A 17,869-nucleotide genomic window follows, 5' to 3' on the forward strand; every position below is an offset into this window, starting at 1 on the left:
TTACCCTATGTTCAAATTTCTAGCATTGTTGAAGTTCAGAAATGAATACTTATTTTATTTTGGAATGCTATGTTTGTTAAGTGCAGTATTGATTTTGATGATATCAAAATTTTTCTATGTACAGATTAACGGAGTAAATGCCTGGTACAAACCAATAAAGTTTGCGCTGTCAATGGGGATTTTTAGCTTGACTATGGGTTGGTATACAGGTTATCTTACGTCTTACAAATATATCAATATGTACAATTGGTGTTTAATTGTTTTTTTGGGGTTCGAAGTGTTCTACGTTGCCCTGCAGGCCTCGCGAGGTCAGTTGTCACATTATAATTTAAGTTCTGCTCTATATACTTCGCTTACTGTAGCAATGGCTATTGCTGCAATAGCTGCTACATTATATACCGGCTATATCGGCATCTTGTTTTTTACAGAAAGTTTTGCGGAACTTCCTGATTATTATCTCTGGGCCATTCGATTAGGTATCATATTATTTGTCATATTTGCTTTAGAAGGTGCCGTCATTGGTGCAAATGGTTCGCCCAGGGTTGGAAATGGTGCCTCAGATGGCGAAATAATACCCTTTCTGAACTGGAGTCTTAAATATGGAGATCTCCGCATCGCACATTTTGTAGGGATGCACGCCTTGCAAATATTACCATTACTTGCTTTTTATATATTTAAGGATGTCAGGCTGGTTATTTTAATAGGATTAATGTACGGTTTACTTGCTTTATTTTGTTTGGTGCTATCTCTTAATGGTAGATCCTTTGGCACATTGAGCTAAAATAAAGTCTGAGTATCCACATTAAACGACCTTTTAATTAAATGATTTCCGAAAGTTTAATGGTGATACGTTAGTCTTCATCTTAAAGAATTTACTGAAAGACTGGGGATGTTCAAATCCAAGCGCATATGCAATTTCACTCACTGAGAGATTTGTGGCAGATAATTTTGCCTTTGCCTTTTCAATAAGTTTCTGATGTATGTGTTCCTGAACATTTTTACCCGTCAGCTGTTTCAACATACCACTCAAATAGTCGGATGAAACATTCATCGCATCTGCAACGATCTTTACCGACAGAAGACCACCTTCCGGCTGTTCATCAGCGGAGAAATATGCATTTAAAAAATGCTCAACTTTTGTCAGCATCTGGTGGCTGCTGATTTTCCTCGTGATAAATTGCCGGTTGTAAAACCGTTCGCAGTATTTGAGCAAGAGTTCAATCTGAGATACAATCAGACCTTGCGAAAAGTCATCAATATTGTCATTATATTCTTGCTTTATACTTCCAAATATACTCAGTATAATCTTCTCCTCTCTGCGGGAAAGGAAGAGCGCTTCATGGATCGAATAATCAAAGAAAGAATACTTTTTGATATCCTGCGCTAAAGTAGATCCCCATAAAAAATCAGGATGGATTTGTAAAAGGAATCCGGATCCGTTGTTGAGCGAACTCGGATCCCTCTCTATCCTTAAAACCTGGCCCGGCGCAATAAAGGACATCAGTCCTTCATCGAAATCGTAAATTTGTTGCCCATAATGCAGCTTCGCACCGATATCCCGCTTTAAAGCAATGGAATAAAAATCCATAACGATATTCACTGGGCGGTTATCCTCCGGAAACTGCACCTGCGCGTAATCTACCAGGCTTATCAGCGGATGCTCAGGTTGAGGCAGTCCTCTGAAACGGTGATATGCTGTAATCGATTTTATTTTAACGATTTCCATGAATACAAATTTATAAGAATATCTTCCTATTACAGGTAGAGCAGTTTGAAAAACGATGATGTAACACTATTGTGTATTAGATGCTTTTGATTTCATTAGGAGTCCATACCAATCCTCTAAATGCCAGGTATGGGTAAGCTTTCCATCCTTTAAATAATGAAATTCATGCAATGATACTGACACTTTTTGATGAGTTGGCGGTATTCCCATAATTTCATTAACGTGGGTAAACTCCATTGAAGCTCTTACCGCGGCCCGCTCATGGGTGCCAAAAATGTCGTGGATAACTACTTCTATATCAGGACATACTTCGAAAAGATATCTCATAATCTCCTGTAGTCCTTTAGGATTATCTTCCTGGCCGGGGGCCAAAGGAATATCTTTCCAGTCTGCTACACAAATTTCATCAAGTATCTCAGGTTGCTTCATTTTGAAAGCGCCGTAAAATTTCCTGATAGTATCTATTTCTGTGTTAGTTAGGCCCCTGACCATTTCGTCTTTTATGTTATTCATTTTTCTTAATTTTTGATCCAATCTTAATTTTTAACGTGGTACGATGGTTTTGCATTAGAGATTCGCTCCACCAGAGATTTCGATGCGCTGGGCATTGATCCAGCCTGCAGCATCACTGCATAAGAAAGCCACAACACCACCTACATCTTCCGGCAGGCCTACTCTTCCTAAGGCTGTCTGCGATGCCAAATGTTGATTCATTTCTGCATTATCACGAACAGCACCGCCCATAATATCAGTTTCAATGGCACCCGGTGCAACTACATTAGCCCTGATGTTTCGCTTCCCAAGCTCTTTGGCCTGATACTTTGTTAAGGTCTCTACAGCTCCTTTTAATGCAGCATAAGCTGCAAAACCCGGGGTGGCGAAGCGAGTGAGGCCAGAGGATACATTTACAATACCCCCGAAAGAATTAATGTAGGGCATAAGTTTTTGAGTAAGAAAAAATGGTCCTTTCAGGTGCACATTTTCCATTTCTGTGAACTGAGCTTCAGAAATGGTCTCAAAGTCACTGTAATGGATGAAGCCTGCATTATTAATCAGGAAATCAAACCGATCAGTATTAAAATGAGAAAGCAATTCGCTGGTTAACCTTTTCGTAAACACATCGAATGTAGAAAGATCCGCTACATCAAGCTGCAAAGCAATTCCTTTTTGCCCTAGAGCCTCAATTTGTTCAATTACTGCATCGGCAGATTCTTTTTGACTGTTGTAGGTGAAAACTATATCCAATCCATTTTTGGCAAGACTAAGTACCATATCTTTCCCGAGACCGCGACTACCACCAGTAACAACTGCAATTTTGTTTTGTAATGACATACTTTATTTAATTTTTATATGAAGCAAAAGTATGTTGGAGGGCAAAATAGAATTTAGCAGAAACCGGGTATTTCGTATCCAAAACCGGTGATAATGACTTGTAATTTTGTATTTCTGAAAATGCTTGTAGCAAAGTCGAATTGCCTATAACATCCAATACGATTGACTGCTTTTAAGCTATATATTATACTTTGGGCTGAATTATATTATTTTTCAAAACAGGATAGCGTTAGTGTCTTAAACCGGAGCGAATACCAGATTTGCAATGCTAAATAACATTGCGAGCCATCAGGAATTGATTCTATCCATAATACGATATGCAAGGGACAATAATTATGATTAATATTGAAAAAACTATGCATTTAACATGCAGATAAATAGTTGTTTATATTCAAATCTAAAGTTAAAGCGAAGAAGAATTATTTACAATATAAAGTTGTATCGTAATCGTTACCTACGCCAATTTACAAATCAGTGGATCACATTCTTAATATCAATATAGAAAGTTTGGCTTGAATATATTTTGCTCAAACTTATCTCTTAAGCAAATCAGCGCCTTCCTACTTCTGGATTTAATAGTTCCAAGTGGAAGCTGCAAAATTATAGCTGCTTCGCTTTGCGTATATCCCTTAAAAAAAAGTAAATTTATAACTTGCATTTGAGCGGCAGGCAAATTGTCACATAAAGTTTTGATACCAATTAAATCTGTTTCTAAACAATTGATTCGTATGTGAATATCACTCTCCGATAAGCAATATATAGTTATCGTTTGCATTTTTTTTTTTGCAACAGTGCTTTTTAGATAATCTAAAGATTTATTTCTAGCCAGTCTTGCCATCCAGGTAAACAATCTGGATTTGTTCTCATCATAAAAATCAATTTTGCTAAAAATTTGAATGAATGTATCCTGTAGGATATCCTCAGCTTGTTCTATATTTTTAATAATTTTTAAAATAATTCCCAGCAAAGATTTAGAGTAATCCCGGTAGAGGCTTTGAAAGGCATCATCATCTTTTTTCTTCAAACCCAGTAGTAAAATCATCTCTTGAGTATTTTGGTTTTTGATCATTGTGATGGAAATTAAGGATTGATAAAACAGATAGGCTTATGACTGACAGGGTTGATTTTTAACTAAAAGTTGTTATAGTAATTATTAAGAAAGTGAGACAATATCGGAATTACTCACTATATTATGCCGCAGCAAAACTCTTTATCTCAAATTGCTGATATCAAAGTTGAACTGAGACAAAGCCTTATCACCATAGATAGAATTTTTCTGATTGCACTTATTTTCCAGGTGGAGGTAAAGTTAGTGCTTTCAGAAGAACATCTTTTAAAAATCAGGCTGTATAAACCCAGATCTGTCATTAATAATAAATGAAAAAAAATCTTAAAACTTCCGTCGTATTTTTATTATTAACTTTTCCAGTAATTGTATTTGGACAAAGTCAAAAGCCATACTCATTATTCAATCCTGTTCCAAAATCTCAGATGCGGGAAATGCAAACTGACCGGCCTGATGTTACTGAAACGCCTTACACTGTAGATGCCGGTCACATTCAGATTGAAACTGATTTATTCAGACTCGAAAAGGAAAAGGGTGAGATAAGTAATCGAAATACCTATTATTTTAACCAAGGCAACATAAAGATTGGTTTGCTCAATTCAACATCCATTCAGTTTGGATTTCAAAGTTATGTAGTTGAAACCAGGAAAGAACTTACGAGTGGTGATGTTGATAAAACGAAGGGCATAGGAGATATAAATATTAGGATCAAACAGAATATCATCGGCAACGACGGTGGAAATTTCGCACTTGCTATATTGCCATTTGTAAAGTTTCCAACTGCAACCTATACAGAGGATAGCAGATATGAAGGGGGAGTAATCATACCTATGCATTATAAATTATCGGATCAATGGGATTTGGGTAGTGAAATTGAAGCTGATAGAAAAAAGGATGATGATGTCAACCTTATGCACACAGAGATTTTACAGTCATTGAGCGTCACTCATGGTCTATCAAAACACGTAGATGCCATTGGAGAAACTTATTATAGGTATGATGTCAAAAAACATCACTGGTCAAATTATCTGAATGCCTCAACGCAGATAGAACTATCAAAGAGGCTTAAAATTGATGCCGGTATTAATTACGGTATGCAATCTGATGCTGAGAAAAACTATTTTATCGGCACCTCCATAAGATTATGACCAATGATACCTGGGTTGGTGTTTGTGCTAAAATGATAATCTAATCTTCAGAACTATTAGCTATATTACGAAACCGTATCTTAGTTAATCCTATTTATACTTGAGGAGTTTAACTTTATTGTAAAAAAGTCAAACAATACCAATTTATTCAAGTTTCGCGTATATTAAAACCGGAGTAATGATTGTGCACCATGTAAATTTCAAACACCATAGCATGTTACCTTATAATGGAACAAATTTGGAGTTTTTGTCAAAGAATTTAAAACTACCCGTTCATCGTGTATTTGAAGTCCTTTCGGTTATAGAGTTATCTGCAGAAGATTTTGTGTCTTTTTTGGTAAATGAACGTCTAAAAAATCGTGAAAGACACATTACGAATTACACTGTGAATCTATTCAGGAAGTAAAGATTCGTTCATGAGTATAGAATCAGTATTGACTTTTAAGTTCAATTATAAATATCAAAGGCCTTTAGCAGTAAAATAAGTGAGTAGCTGTACTATTTACGTATTACCATAAATGTCAACAAAAAATCACTTACAAAAAAAAATAAAAAATAATATTGAAACGATAGGTTTAATACAATACATTTGTCATATGCCAAGGAACAAAGATTTCGATTACGATGATAAGCTCAAAACTGCCCGGGATATTTTTTGGAAAAAGGGGTACAATGCAACCACGATGAATGATCTGGTAGATACCATGCAGATCAACAGGAGCAGTCTGTATCTGGCATATGGTAATAAACACGACTTATTCCTGAAGTCTCTCAGCAACTATATTCAAAAGAAAGATAAGCAGTATACCCAAGCTGCTAAAAAAAGTGAAGAGCCATTGGAGGCCATCAGGAACGTGATCTATTCTGTTTTTGAATCTGCTCTTCAAGATAACAATTGCCTGTTTACCAATTCTGTTTTTGAATTGGCATTAACCGACAAAGAAGTAAGCGAGATATTGCAAAAGCAAACTTTGAAGGCAGTCGCACTTTTTGACAACCTTCTGAAGCAGGCACAGGCGGAAGGATCTTTCGCAGCAGACAAAAATACATTGGCTCTGGCGCACTTCCTGGTATCTGGACTCGTATCTATTTACAATACACATATTCTATTTAACGACGCAAAGCTCACTAAACAAACAACAGAAATTTTAATGGGTACAATAAGGATGTAAAATTTTTTTGCCCTATTGTGGAACGTAAGGTTTAATTAAACATATGATAAAGCAACTATTTAGAAGCGAGGCAGCGGTCTCCACTTGTTCAATCGGGATTTTATTATTCATAACTATAATCATTGTGCTGCAATCAAAAACGGTAAATATGTCTGAAAACCAAATACAAGATAAGTCAGCAATTGATCTGACAACCGAAAATACAGCTCAGGAAACTTTCCAGGAGATAGGCTTTTTCGGAGAAGTCAAAAAAGACAAGTGGAATGAATTTGTCGGGGCCGTGCGTAATAATATTGCTAATTCACGAAAGGAGCAGCACAATATTTCATTTAGTTTGTACCAACCTAAGGATGGACAATTGCAACCCATATGGTTTGAACGTTTTGATAATAAGGCGGCCCATGATTTTCACAAGGAACAAAATTATTTTAAAAACGCTATTACAGTTATCCAGCAATCTTTAGTAGCTGATGCAAAATCTATAACACTTAAAGTTCTAGATGAGATACCTGTAATCACTCCCAAGATTAGTCCGCGAACTGCAACAAGTCATTTTGTGATCATGCTGTTAGAAATTGAGCCACATCATAGGGAAACATTTATTGTCGCAATGACCCGTCACATTTCCTCATCCCGAAAAGCCCGGGGAAACCTGGAGTTCAACCTTTACAGCTATGCTGACGATCCGAATAAATTTGTGCTGATCGAGGGTTGGGGGAGGCATACTGACTATGCCGCACAATTAGAAAAGGCTCATATTAAGCAATGGACGGCCGAATTAAAAGAGCTCTTCCTATCCAATCCTATGAACTCCAGGTATATTGTTAAAGATATATCGCAATAATGAAGAGTAATTAACACTCCATCAATCGTCATCAATTCAAGTCACAATTCATATCAAATCATTATGCAGACAATTAAATTAAACAACGGTTTAGAAATGCCAATCCTAGGTCTGGGAGTATTCCAGATACCAGACCTTAACAAATGCGAACAGACGGTACTTACTGCTATCAAAGCAGGCTATCGCCTGATAGACACCGCATCCTTATATCAGAACGAATCTGCCGTAGGTAAGGCCATAAAAAAAAGTGGCGTGGCCAGAGAAGAACTCTTTATTACTACCAAACTTTGGGTACAGGATGCTGGATACGAAAAAACTAAGATAGCATTTGAAAAATCCTTAAAAGAATTACAGCTGGACTACCTGGACTTGTATTTGCTTCATCAGTCTATGGGTGATTATTACGGTTCATGGCGTGCGATGGAAGAACTGTACAAAGAAGGTAAGATCAGAGCTATTGGAATCAGTAACTTCTTTCCTGACAGGGTAGTAGACCTGATCGCCCATAATGAGATTGTACCAGCTGTTAACCAGATTGAGATCAATCCATTCTACCAAAGAACTACTGAGCACGAATTATTGAAGAAGAACAATATCGTGACTCAATCCTGGGCGTCATTTGCAGAAGGCAAAAATGAGATCTTCAGCAATGATATTCTCACCCGTATCGGTGATAAATATGGAAAATCTGTCGCTCAGGTTACCCTACGGTGGTTAGTTCAGCAAGGCATCGCGGTGATCCCAAAATCGGTACGTGAAGAGAGAATGATCGAGAATTTTAATGTCTTTGATTTTGAACTAAGTCAGGGGGATATCGATGCAATTGCTACCCTTGACCAAGGTAAAAGCGTTTTCTTTGATCACCGCAATGCAGAAACCGCGGAGTGGTTAACCAAACTCACATTTTAACCTGTAAAATGATGAAACATATTAAACTTGGAGGCCTTGAGGTTGGCCGTATTGGTCTTGGCGCAATGGGTATGTCGGCTTACTACACTATGGGTAAAACCAATGTAGAGGAATCAATCAGGACTCTTCACAGGGCGATAGATTTAGGAATTACAATGATTGATACTGCCGAAGTGTACGGACCATATACCAATGAAGAACTGGTGGGCAAAGCATTTAAAGGCAAAAGGAAACAGGTGGCCCTGGCGACAAAATTCGGATTGATCTCCCATGCTCAGGGAGGTTCAAATGGGATGGACAGCAAACCCTCAAATATCCGCTCTGCTGTAGAAGGATCACTCAGGCGTTTGAATACCGACTATATCGATCTTTACTACCAGCACCGGGTTGATCCTAAAATACCTATTGAAGATGTGATCGGTTGCCTCGCCGATCTGGTAAAGGAAGGAAAGATTTTGCATATAGGGCTTTCTGAAGCAGGAGCAACAACTATTCGCCTTGCGCATGCCATACATCCCATTTCTGCCTTGCAAAGTGAATATTCGTTATGGGTACGTGATCTGGAAACAGAAATATTGCCGGTTTTGCGTGAACTGGGTATCGGTCTCGTTCCGTATTCACCTCTTGGACGTGGTTTCCTAACAGGACAGATCAGGTCTACTGACCAGATCGCAGTGGATGATTGGCGTAAAACGAATCCAAGATTTATGGGTGAGAATTTCATTAAAAACTTAAAGATTCTTAACGAGGTAGAAGCTTTAGCAGCTGAAGTAGATGCTAAACCAGGTCAGGTTGCACTTGCCTGGTTAATTGCGCAGGGGGAGAATATTGCTCCGATCCCTGGTACTAAGCGCGTGGACCGTTTGGAAGAAAATGCAGCTGCTGATCTTCTTGAACTTAGCCAGGATCAGATGGAGAGACTAAATACTCTTACACCAGCAGCAGGTGAGCGACTTGAGGAAAAATACATGTCCTCTATTGAACGTTAGGCAGTATATTTTTGATGTTTTGATCAGAGCAGGTGATGTGCTGATTTTCCACATCCAAGCCCCCAGCCCGGAAAGGGGTTGGGGGCTCTACGATAATTGAACTTATTACTAATAGTAATAGCAAAATATAGACTTCTATTGTTTTGCTAATATTTTTTGGTATTTCTTTGTAGTATGAACGATTCTATAGCCATAGTATTACAGAAAGAATTATATAATGTTGAGTTTCCCTTTAATAATTCAATACATTACAGAGTGATGAAGAATAGATTTATTTTAGGATGGATATTTGTCCAGCAAGTTAATCTGGAAGATGGACATAACATTTGGGGGGTACTACTAAGGAATTGAGAGAAATAGCTCAAAATCTCGGTTATGTGGTAGATCTTCACCGAGAGAATCAGGATTGATTATCCTTGCCCCAATATCGCAATGCTCAAAGATATGATTGAAGTTTATAGCATCTGTCTATTTCGACACATTTTTCAGCCTGTTCATCACATTTTTCAAAAGGATATATTGTGCAGGGCTAATTTTATCTTCATAACATTTAACAACAATTGATATGAATAAAATACTTGCTTTATTAATTTCATTGGGGATCTGTCAAACATTATCGGCCCAACAGATTAAGTTGGATGATAAAAATAAATTCTCAATATACTCAAAATCTGAGAGTTTAGAGCGAACCTTCTATATTCAATTACCCAAGGATTATGTGAAAGTGAATAAAAAGTACCCCCTAATAGTTTTATTTGATGCACAGGACCAAACCCTATATAATTATACTTCCTCAACAATTGATAGGCTAATCTGGACAAATGATATTCCCGAGGCAATTTTTGTCGGTGTATTTCAACACGATAGAAGTAAAGAACTAAATGTTGAAAAAAATGAGGCATCATCTGTGCAATTTTTGAATTTTATAAAAAATGAGCTGATTAATCTTTTATGTAGTAAATACCGGTTAAATGGCTTCTATACGCTTATAGGTCATTCTTTAGGAGGGCAATTTGTTACAAATGCTATGTTAACCTATCCAGGAACGTTCAGATCTGTAATTAGCATAAGCGGGGCATTAAATTATCCTAATAAGGATAATGTTGTCAAGTCGCGCGTAATCAATAAAATCAACAATTTTATAGCCCAAACTCCTGATAGTTTATTTTTGAGGCAGAAGTATTATTTCTCAACGGGCGATGATGGCTTTCAGGACAGTGGCTTTTTGTTAGGCGCTTTAAAAGTAGATAGTTTATTCAAGGCAAAGAAACCAAAATCAAAGAACTGGCGTTTCGACCTCATAAATGGAGCAAATCATATGACAACACCTCTGATGAGTATTCCTTCTGGATTAACATTTGTATACCATGACTGGCATTTTTCGGATAGTTTAGCAATGGATATTTTACTTTATCATCGTAATGATCCTTTGAATGTTTTGAAGTCAAAGAAAAGAGATATCATCAAATCTTATGGTACTGATATCTTACTTCCTTATAATTCATATTACCAGTTTGCGGACTATTATCTTAGTAACGCAAAAACTATTGAAGCCGAGGAGTTGGCAAGACAGCTGATAGATATCTATCCGAATGATGATGAGCCGTATAACTTAATGGCAGATATACAAAGAAAGAAGGGAGATATCCAAAATGCTATCAAATTTTTAAAGAAGGCACAATCTAAATCTACAGTAGATAAGTACACTCAAAAGATTAGAGAACTACAAAACGAATAACTTTTAAGTCAATAAGATTTAAATAATATCCCTGCTTTGATGCGCTCATCTTTATAATCTTCGGCCTGACTTGCGTCTGCCAAAAGAGGTTCGGCTCCTAAAGAGAGGCAACAGTATGTGCATCAAACGAATGGCCTACTGCCGTGATCCGGTTTTTATCTAGCATGTTTTTAAGAATCGGATATGATGCTTCTATCATATCCAATTGATCCAGTTCCGCTTTAAAGGCGGTGATCCGCTGCCGCCAGCTCTATTTACTTTCCGGATCTGCTAAAAATATACGAACGGCATCGCCATGATCGGCTTGATGATGTTGGGCATTTTCCTTGAATCTTGCAGAGGATGTTATTCAAAGTGGCAGAATTGGAACTTCTTAAAGAAGGTGTGTCCCCTTTTATTTTGGTCCACTTTCTCCTATGCTCCTCAATATTAAAACCGGCCAAAGAAATATTACCCAACGTCCTCAGAAAGATATTGTGTAACTTTGTTGTAATTTGAGTGATATTGTTAATCAGTGTGCTGAGTGGTGCTTTACAGATGGACACGCTAAAACTGCCATTACTACGTTTTATAATAATATTAACGATATCGATCAAGTTGACATTGAATTGGCATATGCTCGCTACTGGCACTCAACTGATGATGATCTTGATAAAATGCGAAAAAAACAAGCTGAATTCCTGGTCAAACACTTCGTCCCGCCAGCTTGTATAACTAATATAGTAGTTTATGATGCGGAAAGACAGGCAGAGGTGAAAAAAATTGAAGAAGAATTGAACCTTAATTTGAATATTTACGTTAATCCCAAAGGAAAGTATTATTACTAATGAGATATATTAAAGGTAATTTACTGGATGCATCAACACAGGCATTAGTTAATACGGTCAACACTGTTGGTGTAATGGGGAAAGGTATTGCTCGCCAATTCAAGGAGCGCTTCCCTTTGAATTTTAAGATCTATCTTGAGGAATGCAAAAAGGGAAATCTAATGCCCGGCAAATTACTGACGGTAAATGACGCTACCCTGGAGGGTGAACGTACGATCATTAATTTCCCAACGAAAACAGAGTGGTACAAGAAATCTCAATATAGCTACATTGAGCATGGGCTAGAAGAGTTAGCAAGGGTGATTGTTGAAAAGGACATCAAAAGTATTGCTATACCTCCATTGGGTTGCGGTAATGGCGGACTAAAATGGGAAAGGGTTAAGCCTATGATTGAAAAACATCTGGCTGGTCTGACGGATGTTGATATTATTGTGTATGAACCCAATGACGAGGTCAAACAAATCTTAAAGCAGCAAGAACTCAATAAGGATGTTAAAATAACTCCCGCCAGGGCAATTTTATTGTATGCCATGTTTTATTATGACTCCCTCGGTGAAAACACTAGCCTTTTTATTGCAAACAAACTGGCATACTTCCTCCAAAGACTGGGCGAAGGAAATTTTAAAAACTTAAAATTTCAGGCACATCACTATGGTCCTTATAGTGTACAGGTTGAACACATGGTACAAGCGATGAATGGTAAGTTTATCAAAGGGCTTGAGCAAAATGAATTAAAGGCTTTTGAACCCTTTGAATTACAATATTCGAAGCTACCTGAAGTTTCTGAATTCGTAAAAAAGCAACTTACTGCAGATCAACAGAATATTATCAAGCAGCTAATCAAGCTTCTTAATGGTTTTCAGTCAGCACTATCAATAGAAATATTAGCATCATTGGATTTTGTTAAAAAGGAGAATCCGGGAATTAGTAAGGCTGATGCTGCGATTTCGGTGAAATGGTCTGAAAGAAAGCGAAAGCTTTTCAAGGATCGCTACATTGATATTGCCTGGGATCACCTGCTCAATTACGGGAATCAATTAAATTTTGTTTGATTTTTTCCGGGGAAGAGGTGTAAAGTGAACTATGTCCACACCACATCACAATTCCTAAAGATTATATATAGCCTGACAAGGCACATCCAGCAGGGGCAAGGCTTCAGGGTTAAATTAGAATTTCTTTGTCCTGTACAATAGCTTTGCTCTCAGAGTTGACTTTTCCTGGCTCAACAACTCTGGATCATTCTTTACAGATTCTTTTCACCACGTTTCGAATCCAATATATTACCCAAATGGTAGGTGATCTCACTCTTAAAGTGATCTACACCCATCATTTGGCCATCCGCGACACAACGGAATTATTAAGCAGGAAATAAAAAATACGCAATATGCCGCGTTAAATTGTGGACCTATGCGGTTCATGGCGCTAAAGGATAGCATTAACGGTATAGCCGCCAAAGAGCTTTCCAAAGAATTGTAAGATCTTGAACTTAATGGCCTTATTAAACGCAGTATTTTAAATACTAAACCTATCGCGGTGGAATATTTTTTAACTGATTATGGCGGAACAGTAAAACCAATTATTGAAGTGATCGATGAATGGGGAAAACAATACCGCTCAAGGTTGATCAACGAAATGAAAGGCAGGTAGATAAAGTGTGTTCAATTAATGATTAAAAATCAGGAGTTCATTCGTAAGTCCTGAAAAAAGGAGCAAGCTTTTTATATCTTCCAAATTCTTTCTCAGCAGCAGCAACAAAATAACCTTTCATTATTTCCTCTACTTTGATTGCAGAGATGCGTCCAGGGCGACCAGGACAGTACTTTTCGAAATGATGAGGCGCATAGAATCTCAGATTCTTAACTTTATCTTTTGTTATTAGTTTATATTGTAGTCCACCAGCATCGTAGATATAGTTAGGATGCTTTTCATCTCCAATACTTGGGCAACCGTCACCATCAAGGACGTCATCTCTTATCTCCCAGATTTTCTCCTTTGATAATTCCTCCCAAAGTTTACCCATTGTCTCCTTATCTGCGACTTTCAATCAAATAAAGCATTAACATCGGGTGGCTCTTTCATCATCATCATCAGGTTTCGATGGGAGATCAATTTATTCATGGCTTTGGGTAGCATCACCAAGGGAGATGGTTGAACCAGGTTTTTGTACCTGTAGGTGTACATGTTTACAGTATCTCCGGTTTTGCTGACCAGGTAATAATCCGGATACTGATCTATGATCCCCAAATGGGAAAGAATTATTGTACTGTCGGCCGTTTTCTGTAAAAAGTCGAATAAAGGAGCGTGATCGAAATTTTGAGCTTTTAAAGCATTTGCGTTCCATAACATTGAGGCAATTAGTGCTATAGAAAGATTTTTTATCTTATTTACGCAATGGTTGTTCAATATGATGTGCAGCATGGTCATTATATTTCTTAGAGATATTATGTATTTGCCTCTTCAAAAGCCCTAATTTCGTCCATCCGTTGATCTTCTTCATTGCCAAATGCATCAATTAAATGCTTTATTGGAAATTTGAACTTTGCACTGTAAAACATCTCCAGTTTGCTGAAGAAAAGAGACTCAGTTTCAACCGAAAATTTGGATTTTATAATGCGATTTCTGATAAGCATAAAGGATCGAATCATATAAATTAGCCTGATTGTCGAAATATCCTTTGTAAATATCTCGAAGATATTGTCTTCACTTTCCTTTGCTATTTTATAGATGTGAGAATTTTCCTCGAGGGCATCATAACCGTACAAATGAATTTCTTTGTCTCCTTGCTTTTGCTTGATGTGAAATGATTCATAGTCTTTTTCAAGTTGTGTAAAAAGAAGAAATATGATATCGCAATCAGCCTTTACTCTTTGATCCTTGTTACTCTGTAATTGCGCGGTCAGCGCTTCGTATATCAGATATGCCGAAAACAGTCCTACAACGGGAGCAGTAATGCCTCCAATCGCACCACCAATGTTTGCAGCCTTGTCCGTGGAAAGATCATAGAATGGAATAAACGCTGGAATTAAAGCTAATGTTACACTACAAAGAGATAGGAGGGCAAGAATACCCATGATCATCTGTAAAGAATTCTTTTTCATTTTTTCCAATCTTAGGTTAAATGATTACTTAGCAACTACCTAGCTGAAATTTACTCAAATAATTTTAATCCAACGAAACCTTTTATCAATCCTACATTACAGGATAACATTTGGAATTTAGTAGTTCCCCTTTTCCGGGATACAGTACCTAACACTACCCCTCGGATTATCCATATCTCCTTCGTAACGTGGTATCATGTGACAATGGAAGTGGAATACAGTTTGTCCGGCCTATTGGCAGCAATTCATATAAATATTAAAACCGTCAGGCTATCTTTGATCTATATCTTATCCAGCAGGCTGTGGGGAATGGTATTCCGTAACAAACGCCTCAGATAAGCAAAGGTCACTGCTGCACTATTGATACCCGATAGGGATTTTCATCGGTAGTTTCTTTGATTCCGGCAATCCGTAAAATAATGAGCTAAAAGCTTTATATCTTTGTAGCATAAAACAACAACTCTAGTATACATCTAAATTTCTCACGCAATCCATTCAAGCTGCCTTGCAGTACACTTCATGAAAAAAACATTATTAGCGCTCTCATTTATTTTAGTCCTTATTTCCTGCAAAAAAGATTCTACTGAACAAGTGGATCTATCCATCAAATCCATCACCTTATCAAATTCTAATCTCGAGTTATTATTAGGTGACTCAAAAACTTTAACAACGACCATTTTGCCAGTGGAGGCTAGTTCTACACCCTTATTCTGGTCATCATCAGATTCAACGATAGTACAGGTTAACAAGGTAGGTAAGCTCGTGGCTTTGAAATTAGGTGAGGCTACCATTACAGTCAAAAACGAAAATGGTAAAGTCAGTTCAAGCTGTAAGCTTGTAGTGAAACCAATTGTTGTAAAAGGTATCACTTTGGATAAAACTACTGCAACCTTAATCGTGGGCGCTAAAGACAAATTACATGTAGCGTTTGAGCCAGCAAATACAACCAATCAGAAAATTGTATGGTCAACTTCAGATGTGTCAGTGGTTAAGATAGATAATGCAGGCAATGTAGAAGCAGCAGGAGTAGGGGAAGCCACAATCCTTGCGACTACTGAGGATAATTCAGCAACGGCAACCTGCAAAATTACTGTTAGCTTGCCAGACATTACAGGTCTAACCATAGATAAACAAAATGTTCAGCTGGCTGTAAACGGGCAGGTTCAATTCGTGGCTATCACCAATCCTGCTAATGCAAAGCCTGAACAGCTGATATGGTCAAGTTTAGACATCAATGTGGCAACTGTTACTGTATCTGGTGTCGCAAGAGCAATAAAACCTGGGACTGCTATTATTAAGGTGTCCAATAAAGCAGGTACTATCAGTGCAACTACAGAGCTAACCGTATTGCCTACGAAAGTTTCAAATATCGTTCTTAACAAGTCGGTTGTAGGACTTTTGCCGGGAGCATCTGAAACAGTAACCGCTAATGTCTCTCCACTTATCGCTGATAACAAAACTATCATATGGAAAAGTTCTAATACTTCAGTAGCTACAGTAGATCAAACAGGAAAAATCTCAGGATTACGTTTAGGTACTGCAGTAATCACGGCTGTGCCCGCTGATGGTGCTGCAGTATCGGCAACCTGCACAGTAAACGTTGCTACGATTGATAAATTGGTGCAAGTTGCAGCGAAACCTAATAACCTTCAGTTTTCGAATGCCGGCAACACCAGCAGGCTGAGTGTAGGAATTTATAATAGTACATCGTCTGCCTTAACTGTTAAATCTCTAAAGATTTATGTCAATGGAATTTTAAATAACACCTACAATTTGACAGATCCTCCATTGACTTCAGGTTCATATGTTTATGATCTGGGACCATTTGCTATATCTAGCGGCACTTTTGAGATGTCACAATTGATGCTTGGATGGACAGTTCAGTTTGAATACGAATTGCAGGGATTTAAATACATTTCTGCAGCAGAGGTAAAGAGGAATGCCATAGGTACAGTTACCAGTTATGACTTTATGAGTTCTAACAATCGCTCGCAAAACAAACCTATTACAATCAGTGTCAGAAGATCTCCGTCAATAACTTCAAGTCTGTAAATTTATATCCAAGGGTTTAAGCATAAGTAAGTGATTAGATTCAATTATATTCGATCTTGTCATCATAAGCTAAATATGGTGTCAGATAAAAAAACATATTGCGATCATCTTTGGTTGTAGGATGGTAGAACATTTCCATGATCTTATCTAATTCATCGGTTTTAATCAGTTTTTGCCTGTGTTTTGAATTTAATATTACTATACCAATAGGTAAAATCAGTTTCACCTTTTCCATTTTGCCAATCATTTTTTTAAAATTATAAGCCTGGAGAATTTCTAAATTTTCTATTGATTTGATACAGTGGTGTCACTTGAGGTGATCAAAGGTTTATAATTATTGCTTTTGCTTAACTCGATCTGTAAATTACAAGTGTAAAAAAGCTAGCGAGTCTTTAAAGTGCTTTTTAGTGCTAAGATTTTTCCAGACTGTTTTATAAAAGTTATCAACCTCTTCCGATTTCAATTGTCCATAAGAATTGAGAAACCCTAATAAAATGATCAGAAGAAAAAGTGTTTGTTTTAATCGCATTTGAATGTTCTTTAATTTGATAATAGATAATTTACTCCCGTCTGTTCAATGATGAGTTTTGGTACAGAAACCGTTTGCCCGGATTCTTGAATAGCAAATGTTTCAGAAGTAGCATAGGCCTGTGTTTTTGATAGTCCACGCCATATTATAGTTGATGCATCCGTAGCGGAGATTCCATACATTCCAACAATAAAGGTAGTCATTGGATTAACAAATTTTTTACTCATCTTTCAATAGATGTGATCAAGAGAATGGATGTAACCCCTCCTAAAAATCGGACTGTATATAAGGCGAAAATTCGTAACTTTAAAACAGGAAGATGAAAAAGTTGGTAATCAGTGAAAGCCAGATCGTGGCAGCAATCAAGGAACAAGAGTCTGGTAAAAAGGTGGCAGATATCTGCCGTGATTTGGGCATACACCAAGCGACATTTTATAAT

Annotated in this window: 20 protein-coding genes and 1 pseudogene; 12 read left to right on the forward strand and 9 right to left on the reverse strand. The window is 37.4% G+C overall.

From position 1 onward, the window contains the following. The first annotated feature begins 7 nt into the window (after positions 1-7). Complete coding sequence (locus OQY15_RS21110; RefSeq protein WP_265794023.1) at positions 8-781, forward strand: hypothetical protein; 774 nt, start codon at positions 8-10, stop codon at positions 779-781. 33 nt (positions 782-814) lie between these two features. Here OQY15_RS21110 and OQY15_RS21115 read toward each other — a convergent pair whose 3' ends face one another. The 4 genes from OQY15_RS21115 to OQY15_RS21130 form a co-directional block, all read right to left on the reverse strand. Next, a complete protein-coding gene (locus OQY15_RS21115) occupies positions 815-1,726 on the reverse strand; it encodes a helix-turn-helix transcriptional regulator (protein ID WP_265794024.1) in 912 nt (303 codons plus the stop codon). A gap of 66 nt (positions 1,727-1,792) precedes the next feature. Continuing rightward, positions 1,793-2,239 (reverse strand): ester cyclase, encoded by a 447-nt coding sequence (locus tag OQY15_RS21120; protein WP_265794026.1) that lies wholly within the window; start codon positions 2,237-2,239, stop codon positions 1,793-1,795. 54 nt (positions 2,240-2,293) lie between these two features. Then, a complete protein-coding gene (locus OQY15_RS21125) occupies positions 2,294-3,058 on the reverse strand; it encodes an SDR family oxidoreductase (RefSeq protein WP_265794028.1) in 765 nt (254 codons plus the stop codon). Between the two features lie 493 nt (positions 3,059-3,551). Next, entirely contained in the window at positions 3,552-4,127 is a 576-nt protein-coding gene (locus tag OQY15_RS21130; protein WP_265794030.1) for an RNA polymerase sigma factor, read from the reverse strand. A 308-nt stretch (positions 4,128-4,435) separates the two neighbouring features. Between OQY15_RS21130 and OQY15_RS21135 the strand changes: the two genes are divergently transcribed. The 9 genes and pseudogenes from OQY15_RS21135 to OQY15_RS21175 all read left to right on the forward strand — a co-directional run bounded on the left by OQY15_RS21135 (position 4,436) and on the right by OQY15_RS21175 (position 13,398). After that, on the forward strand, positions 4,436-5,272 hold the full coding sequence (locus OQY15_RS21135) for a transporter (RefSeq protein ID WP_265794032.1): 837 nt from the start codon (positions 4,436-4,438) through the stop codon (positions 5,270-5,272). 596 nt (positions 5,273-5,868) lie between these two features. Next, a complete protein-coding gene (locus OQY15_RS21140; protein ID WP_265794033.1) occupies positions 5,869-6,444 on the forward strand; it encodes a TetR/AcrR family transcriptional regulator in 576 nt (191 codons plus the stop codon). A gap of 43 nt (positions 6,445-6,487) precedes the next feature. Beyond that, complete coding sequence (locus tag OQY15_RS21145; protein WP_265794034.1) at positions 6,488-7,288, forward strand: antibiotic biosynthesis monooxygenase; 801 nt, start codon at positions 6,488-6,490, stop codon at positions 7,286-7,288. A gap of 63 nt (positions 7,289-7,351) precedes the next feature. Further along, on the forward strand, positions 7,352-8,197 hold the full coding sequence (locus OQY15_RS21150) for an aldo/keto reductase (protein ID WP_265794035.1): 846 nt from the start codon (positions 7,352-7,354) through the stop codon (positions 8,195-8,197). 8 nt (positions 8,198-8,205) lie between these two features. Continuing rightward, complete coding sequence (locus tag OQY15_RS21155) at positions 8,206-9,186, forward strand: aldo/keto reductase (protein WP_265794036.1); 981 nt, start codon at positions 8,206-8,208, stop codon at positions 9,184-9,186. 565 nt (positions 9,187-9,751) lie between these two features. Beyond that, positions 9,752-10,924 (forward strand): alpha/beta fold hydrolase, encoded by a 1,173-nt coding sequence (locus OQY15_RS21160; RefSeq protein ID WP_265794038.1) that lies wholly within the window; start codon positions 9,752-9,754, stop codon positions 10,922-10,924. A gap of 392 nt (positions 10,925-11,316) precedes the next feature. Next, positions 11,317-11,751, forward strand: a pseudogene (locus OQY15_RS21165) (DUF4433 domain-containing protein); the annotation flags it as partial. Continuing rightward, on the forward strand, positions 11,751-12,803 hold the full coding sequence (locus OQY15_RS21170) for a macro domain-containing protein (protein WP_265794041.1): 1,053 nt from the start codon (positions 11,751-11,753) through the stop codon (positions 12,801-12,803). The pseudogene OQY15_RS21165 and the gene OQY15_RS21170, both read left to right, overlap by 1 nt. A 481-nt stretch (positions 12,804-13,284) precedes the next feature. Next, entirely contained in the window at positions 13,285-13,398 is a 114-nt protein-coding gene (locus tag OQY15_RS21175; protein ID WP_265794043.1) for a winged helix-turn-helix transcriptional regulator, read from the forward strand. 37 nt (positions 13,399-13,435) lie between these two features. Here OQY15_RS21175 and OQY15_RS21180 read toward each other — a convergent pair whose 3' ends face one another. The 3 genes from OQY15_RS21180 to OQY15_RS21190 all read right to left on the reverse strand — a co-directional run bounded on the left by OQY15_RS21180 (position 13,436) and on the right by OQY15_RS21190 (position 14,849). Next, positions 13,436-13,795 (reverse strand): hypothetical protein, encoded by a 360-nt coding sequence (locus tag OQY15_RS21180; protein WP_265794045.1) that lies wholly within the window; start codon positions 13,793-13,795, stop codon positions 13,436-13,438. Then, the gene (locus tag OQY15_RS21185) at positions 13,792-14,097 is read right to left on the reverse strand and encodes a hypothetical protein (RefSeq protein WP_265794046.1); all 306 of its coding nucleotides are present in this window, start codon (positions 14,095-14,097) and stop codon (positions 13,792-13,794) included. Before OQY15_RS21185 ends, OQY15_RS21180 begins: the two co-directional genes overlap by 4 nt. Positions 14,098-14,192: 95 nt before the next feature. Beyond that, positions 14,193-14,849, reverse strand: coding sequence for a hypothetical protein (locus OQY15_RS21190; protein WP_265794047.1), 657 nt, complete (start codon positions 14,847-14,849; stop codon positions 14,193-14,195). A gap of 519 nt (positions 14,850-15,368) precedes the next feature. Here OQY15_RS21190 and OQY15_RS21195 point away from each other — a divergent pair. Continuing rightward, positions 15,369-16,901 carry an Ig-like domain-containing protein gene (locus OQY15_RS21195; protein ID WP_265794048.1) on the forward strand — a complete coding sequence of 511 codons (1,533 nt, stop codon included), beginning with the start codon at positions 15,369-15,371 and terminating at the stop codon, positions 16,899-16,901. Positions 16,902-16,941: 40 nt separating this feature from the next. On the opposite strand, the gene OQY15_RS21200 is transcribed toward OQY15_RS21195, so the two are convergent. Continuing rightward, positions 16,942-17,136: a hypothetical protein gene (locus OQY15_RS21200; protein WP_265794049.1), complete on the reverse strand. Its 195-nt coding sequence runs from the start codon at positions 17,134-17,136 to the stop codon at positions 16,942-16,944. A 305-nt stretch (positions 17,137-17,441) separates the two neighbouring features. After that, on the reverse strand, positions 17,442-17,657 hold the full coding sequence (locus tag OQY15_RS21205) for a hypothetical protein (RefSeq protein WP_265794050.1): 216 nt from the start codon (positions 17,655-17,657) through the stop codon (positions 17,442-17,444). 92 nt (positions 17,658-17,749) lie between these two features. Between OQY15_RS21205 and OQY15_RS21210 the strand changes: the two genes are divergently transcribed. Continuing rightward, on the forward strand, positions 17,750-17,869 hold a 120-nt coding region (locus OQY15_RS21210), incomplete at its 3' end, for a transposase (RefSeq protein ID WP_265794057.1).

The organism is Pedobacter sp. MC2016-15, assembly GCF_026239695.1.
In the GTDB taxonomy this organism is placed as follows: domain Bacteria; phylum Bacteroidota; class Bacteroidia; order Sphingobacteriales; family Sphingobacteriaceae; genus Pedobacter.

Excerpts from the sequence above, each read along its gene's own strand:
- OQY15_RS21140 (WP_265794033.1), top strand. The coding sequence starts at position 5,869 with ATGCCAAGGAACAAAGATTTCGATTACGATGATAAGCTCAAAACTGCC.
- OQY15_RS21170 (WP_265794041.1), top strand. The coding sequence starts at position 11,751 with ATGAGATATATTAAAGGTAATTTACTGGATGCATCAACACAGGCATTA.
- OQY15_RS21150 (WP_265794035.1), top strand. The coding sequence starts at position 7,352 with ATGCAGACAATTAAATTAAACAACGGTTTAGAAATGCCAATCCTAGGT.
- OQY15_RS21195 (WP_265794048.1), top strand. The coding sequence starts at position 15,369 with ATGAAAAAAACATTATTAGCGCTCTCATTTATTTTAGTCCTTATTTCC.
- OQY15_RS21190 (WP_265794047.1), bottom strand. The coding sequence starts at position 14,849 with ATGAAAAAGAATTCTTTACAGATGATCATGGGTATTCTTGCCCTCCTA.
- OQY15_RS21115 (WP_265794024.1), bottom strand. The coding sequence starts at position 1,726 with ATGGAAATCGTTAAAATAAAATCGATTACAGCATATCACCGTTTCAGA.
- OQY15_RS21110 (WP_265794023.1), top strand. The coding sequence starts at position 8 with ATGTTCAAATTTCTAGCATTGTTGAAGTTCAGAAATGAATACTTATTT.
- OQY15_RS21120 (WP_265794026.1), bottom strand. The coding sequence starts at position 2,239 with ATGAATAACATAAAAGACGAAATGGTCAGGGGCCTAACTAACACAGAA.
- OQY15_RS21130 (WP_265794030.1), bottom strand. The coding sequence starts at position 4,127 with ATGATCAAAAACCAAAATACTCAAGAGATGATTTTACTACTGGGTTTG.
- OQY15_RS21200 (WP_265794049.1), bottom strand. The coding sequence starts at position 17,136 with ATGGAAAAGGTGAAACTGATTTTACCTATTGGTATAGTAATATTAAAT.
- OQY15_RS21160 (WP_265794038.1), top strand. The coding sequence starts at position 9,752 with ATGAATAAAATACTTGCTTTATTAATTTCATTGGGGATCTGTCAAACA.
- OQY15_RS21205 (WP_265794050.1), bottom strand. The coding sequence starts at position 17,657 with ATGAGTAAAAAATTTGTTAATCCAATGACTACCTTTATTGTTGGAATG.
- OQY15_RS21125 (WP_265794028.1), bottom strand. The coding sequence starts at position 3,058 with ATGTCATTACAAAACAAAATTGCAGTTGTTACTGGTGGTAGTCGCGGT.
- OQY15_RS21185 (WP_265794046.1), bottom strand. The coding sequence starts at position 14,097 with ATGTTATGGAACGCAAATGCTTTAAAAGCTCAAAATTTCGATCACGCT.
- OQY15_RS21135 (WP_265794032.1), top strand. The coding sequence starts at position 4,436 with ATGAAAAAAAATCTTAAAACTTCCGTCGTATTTTTATTATTAACTTTT.
- OQY15_RS21145 (WP_265794034.1), top strand. The coding sequence starts at position 6,488 with ATGATAAAGCAACTATTTAGAAGCGAGGCAGCGGTCTCCACTTGTTCA.
- OQY15_RS21155 (WP_265794036.1), top strand. The coding sequence starts at position 8,206 with ATGATGAAACATATTAAACTTGGAGGCCTTGAGGTTGGCCGTATTGGT.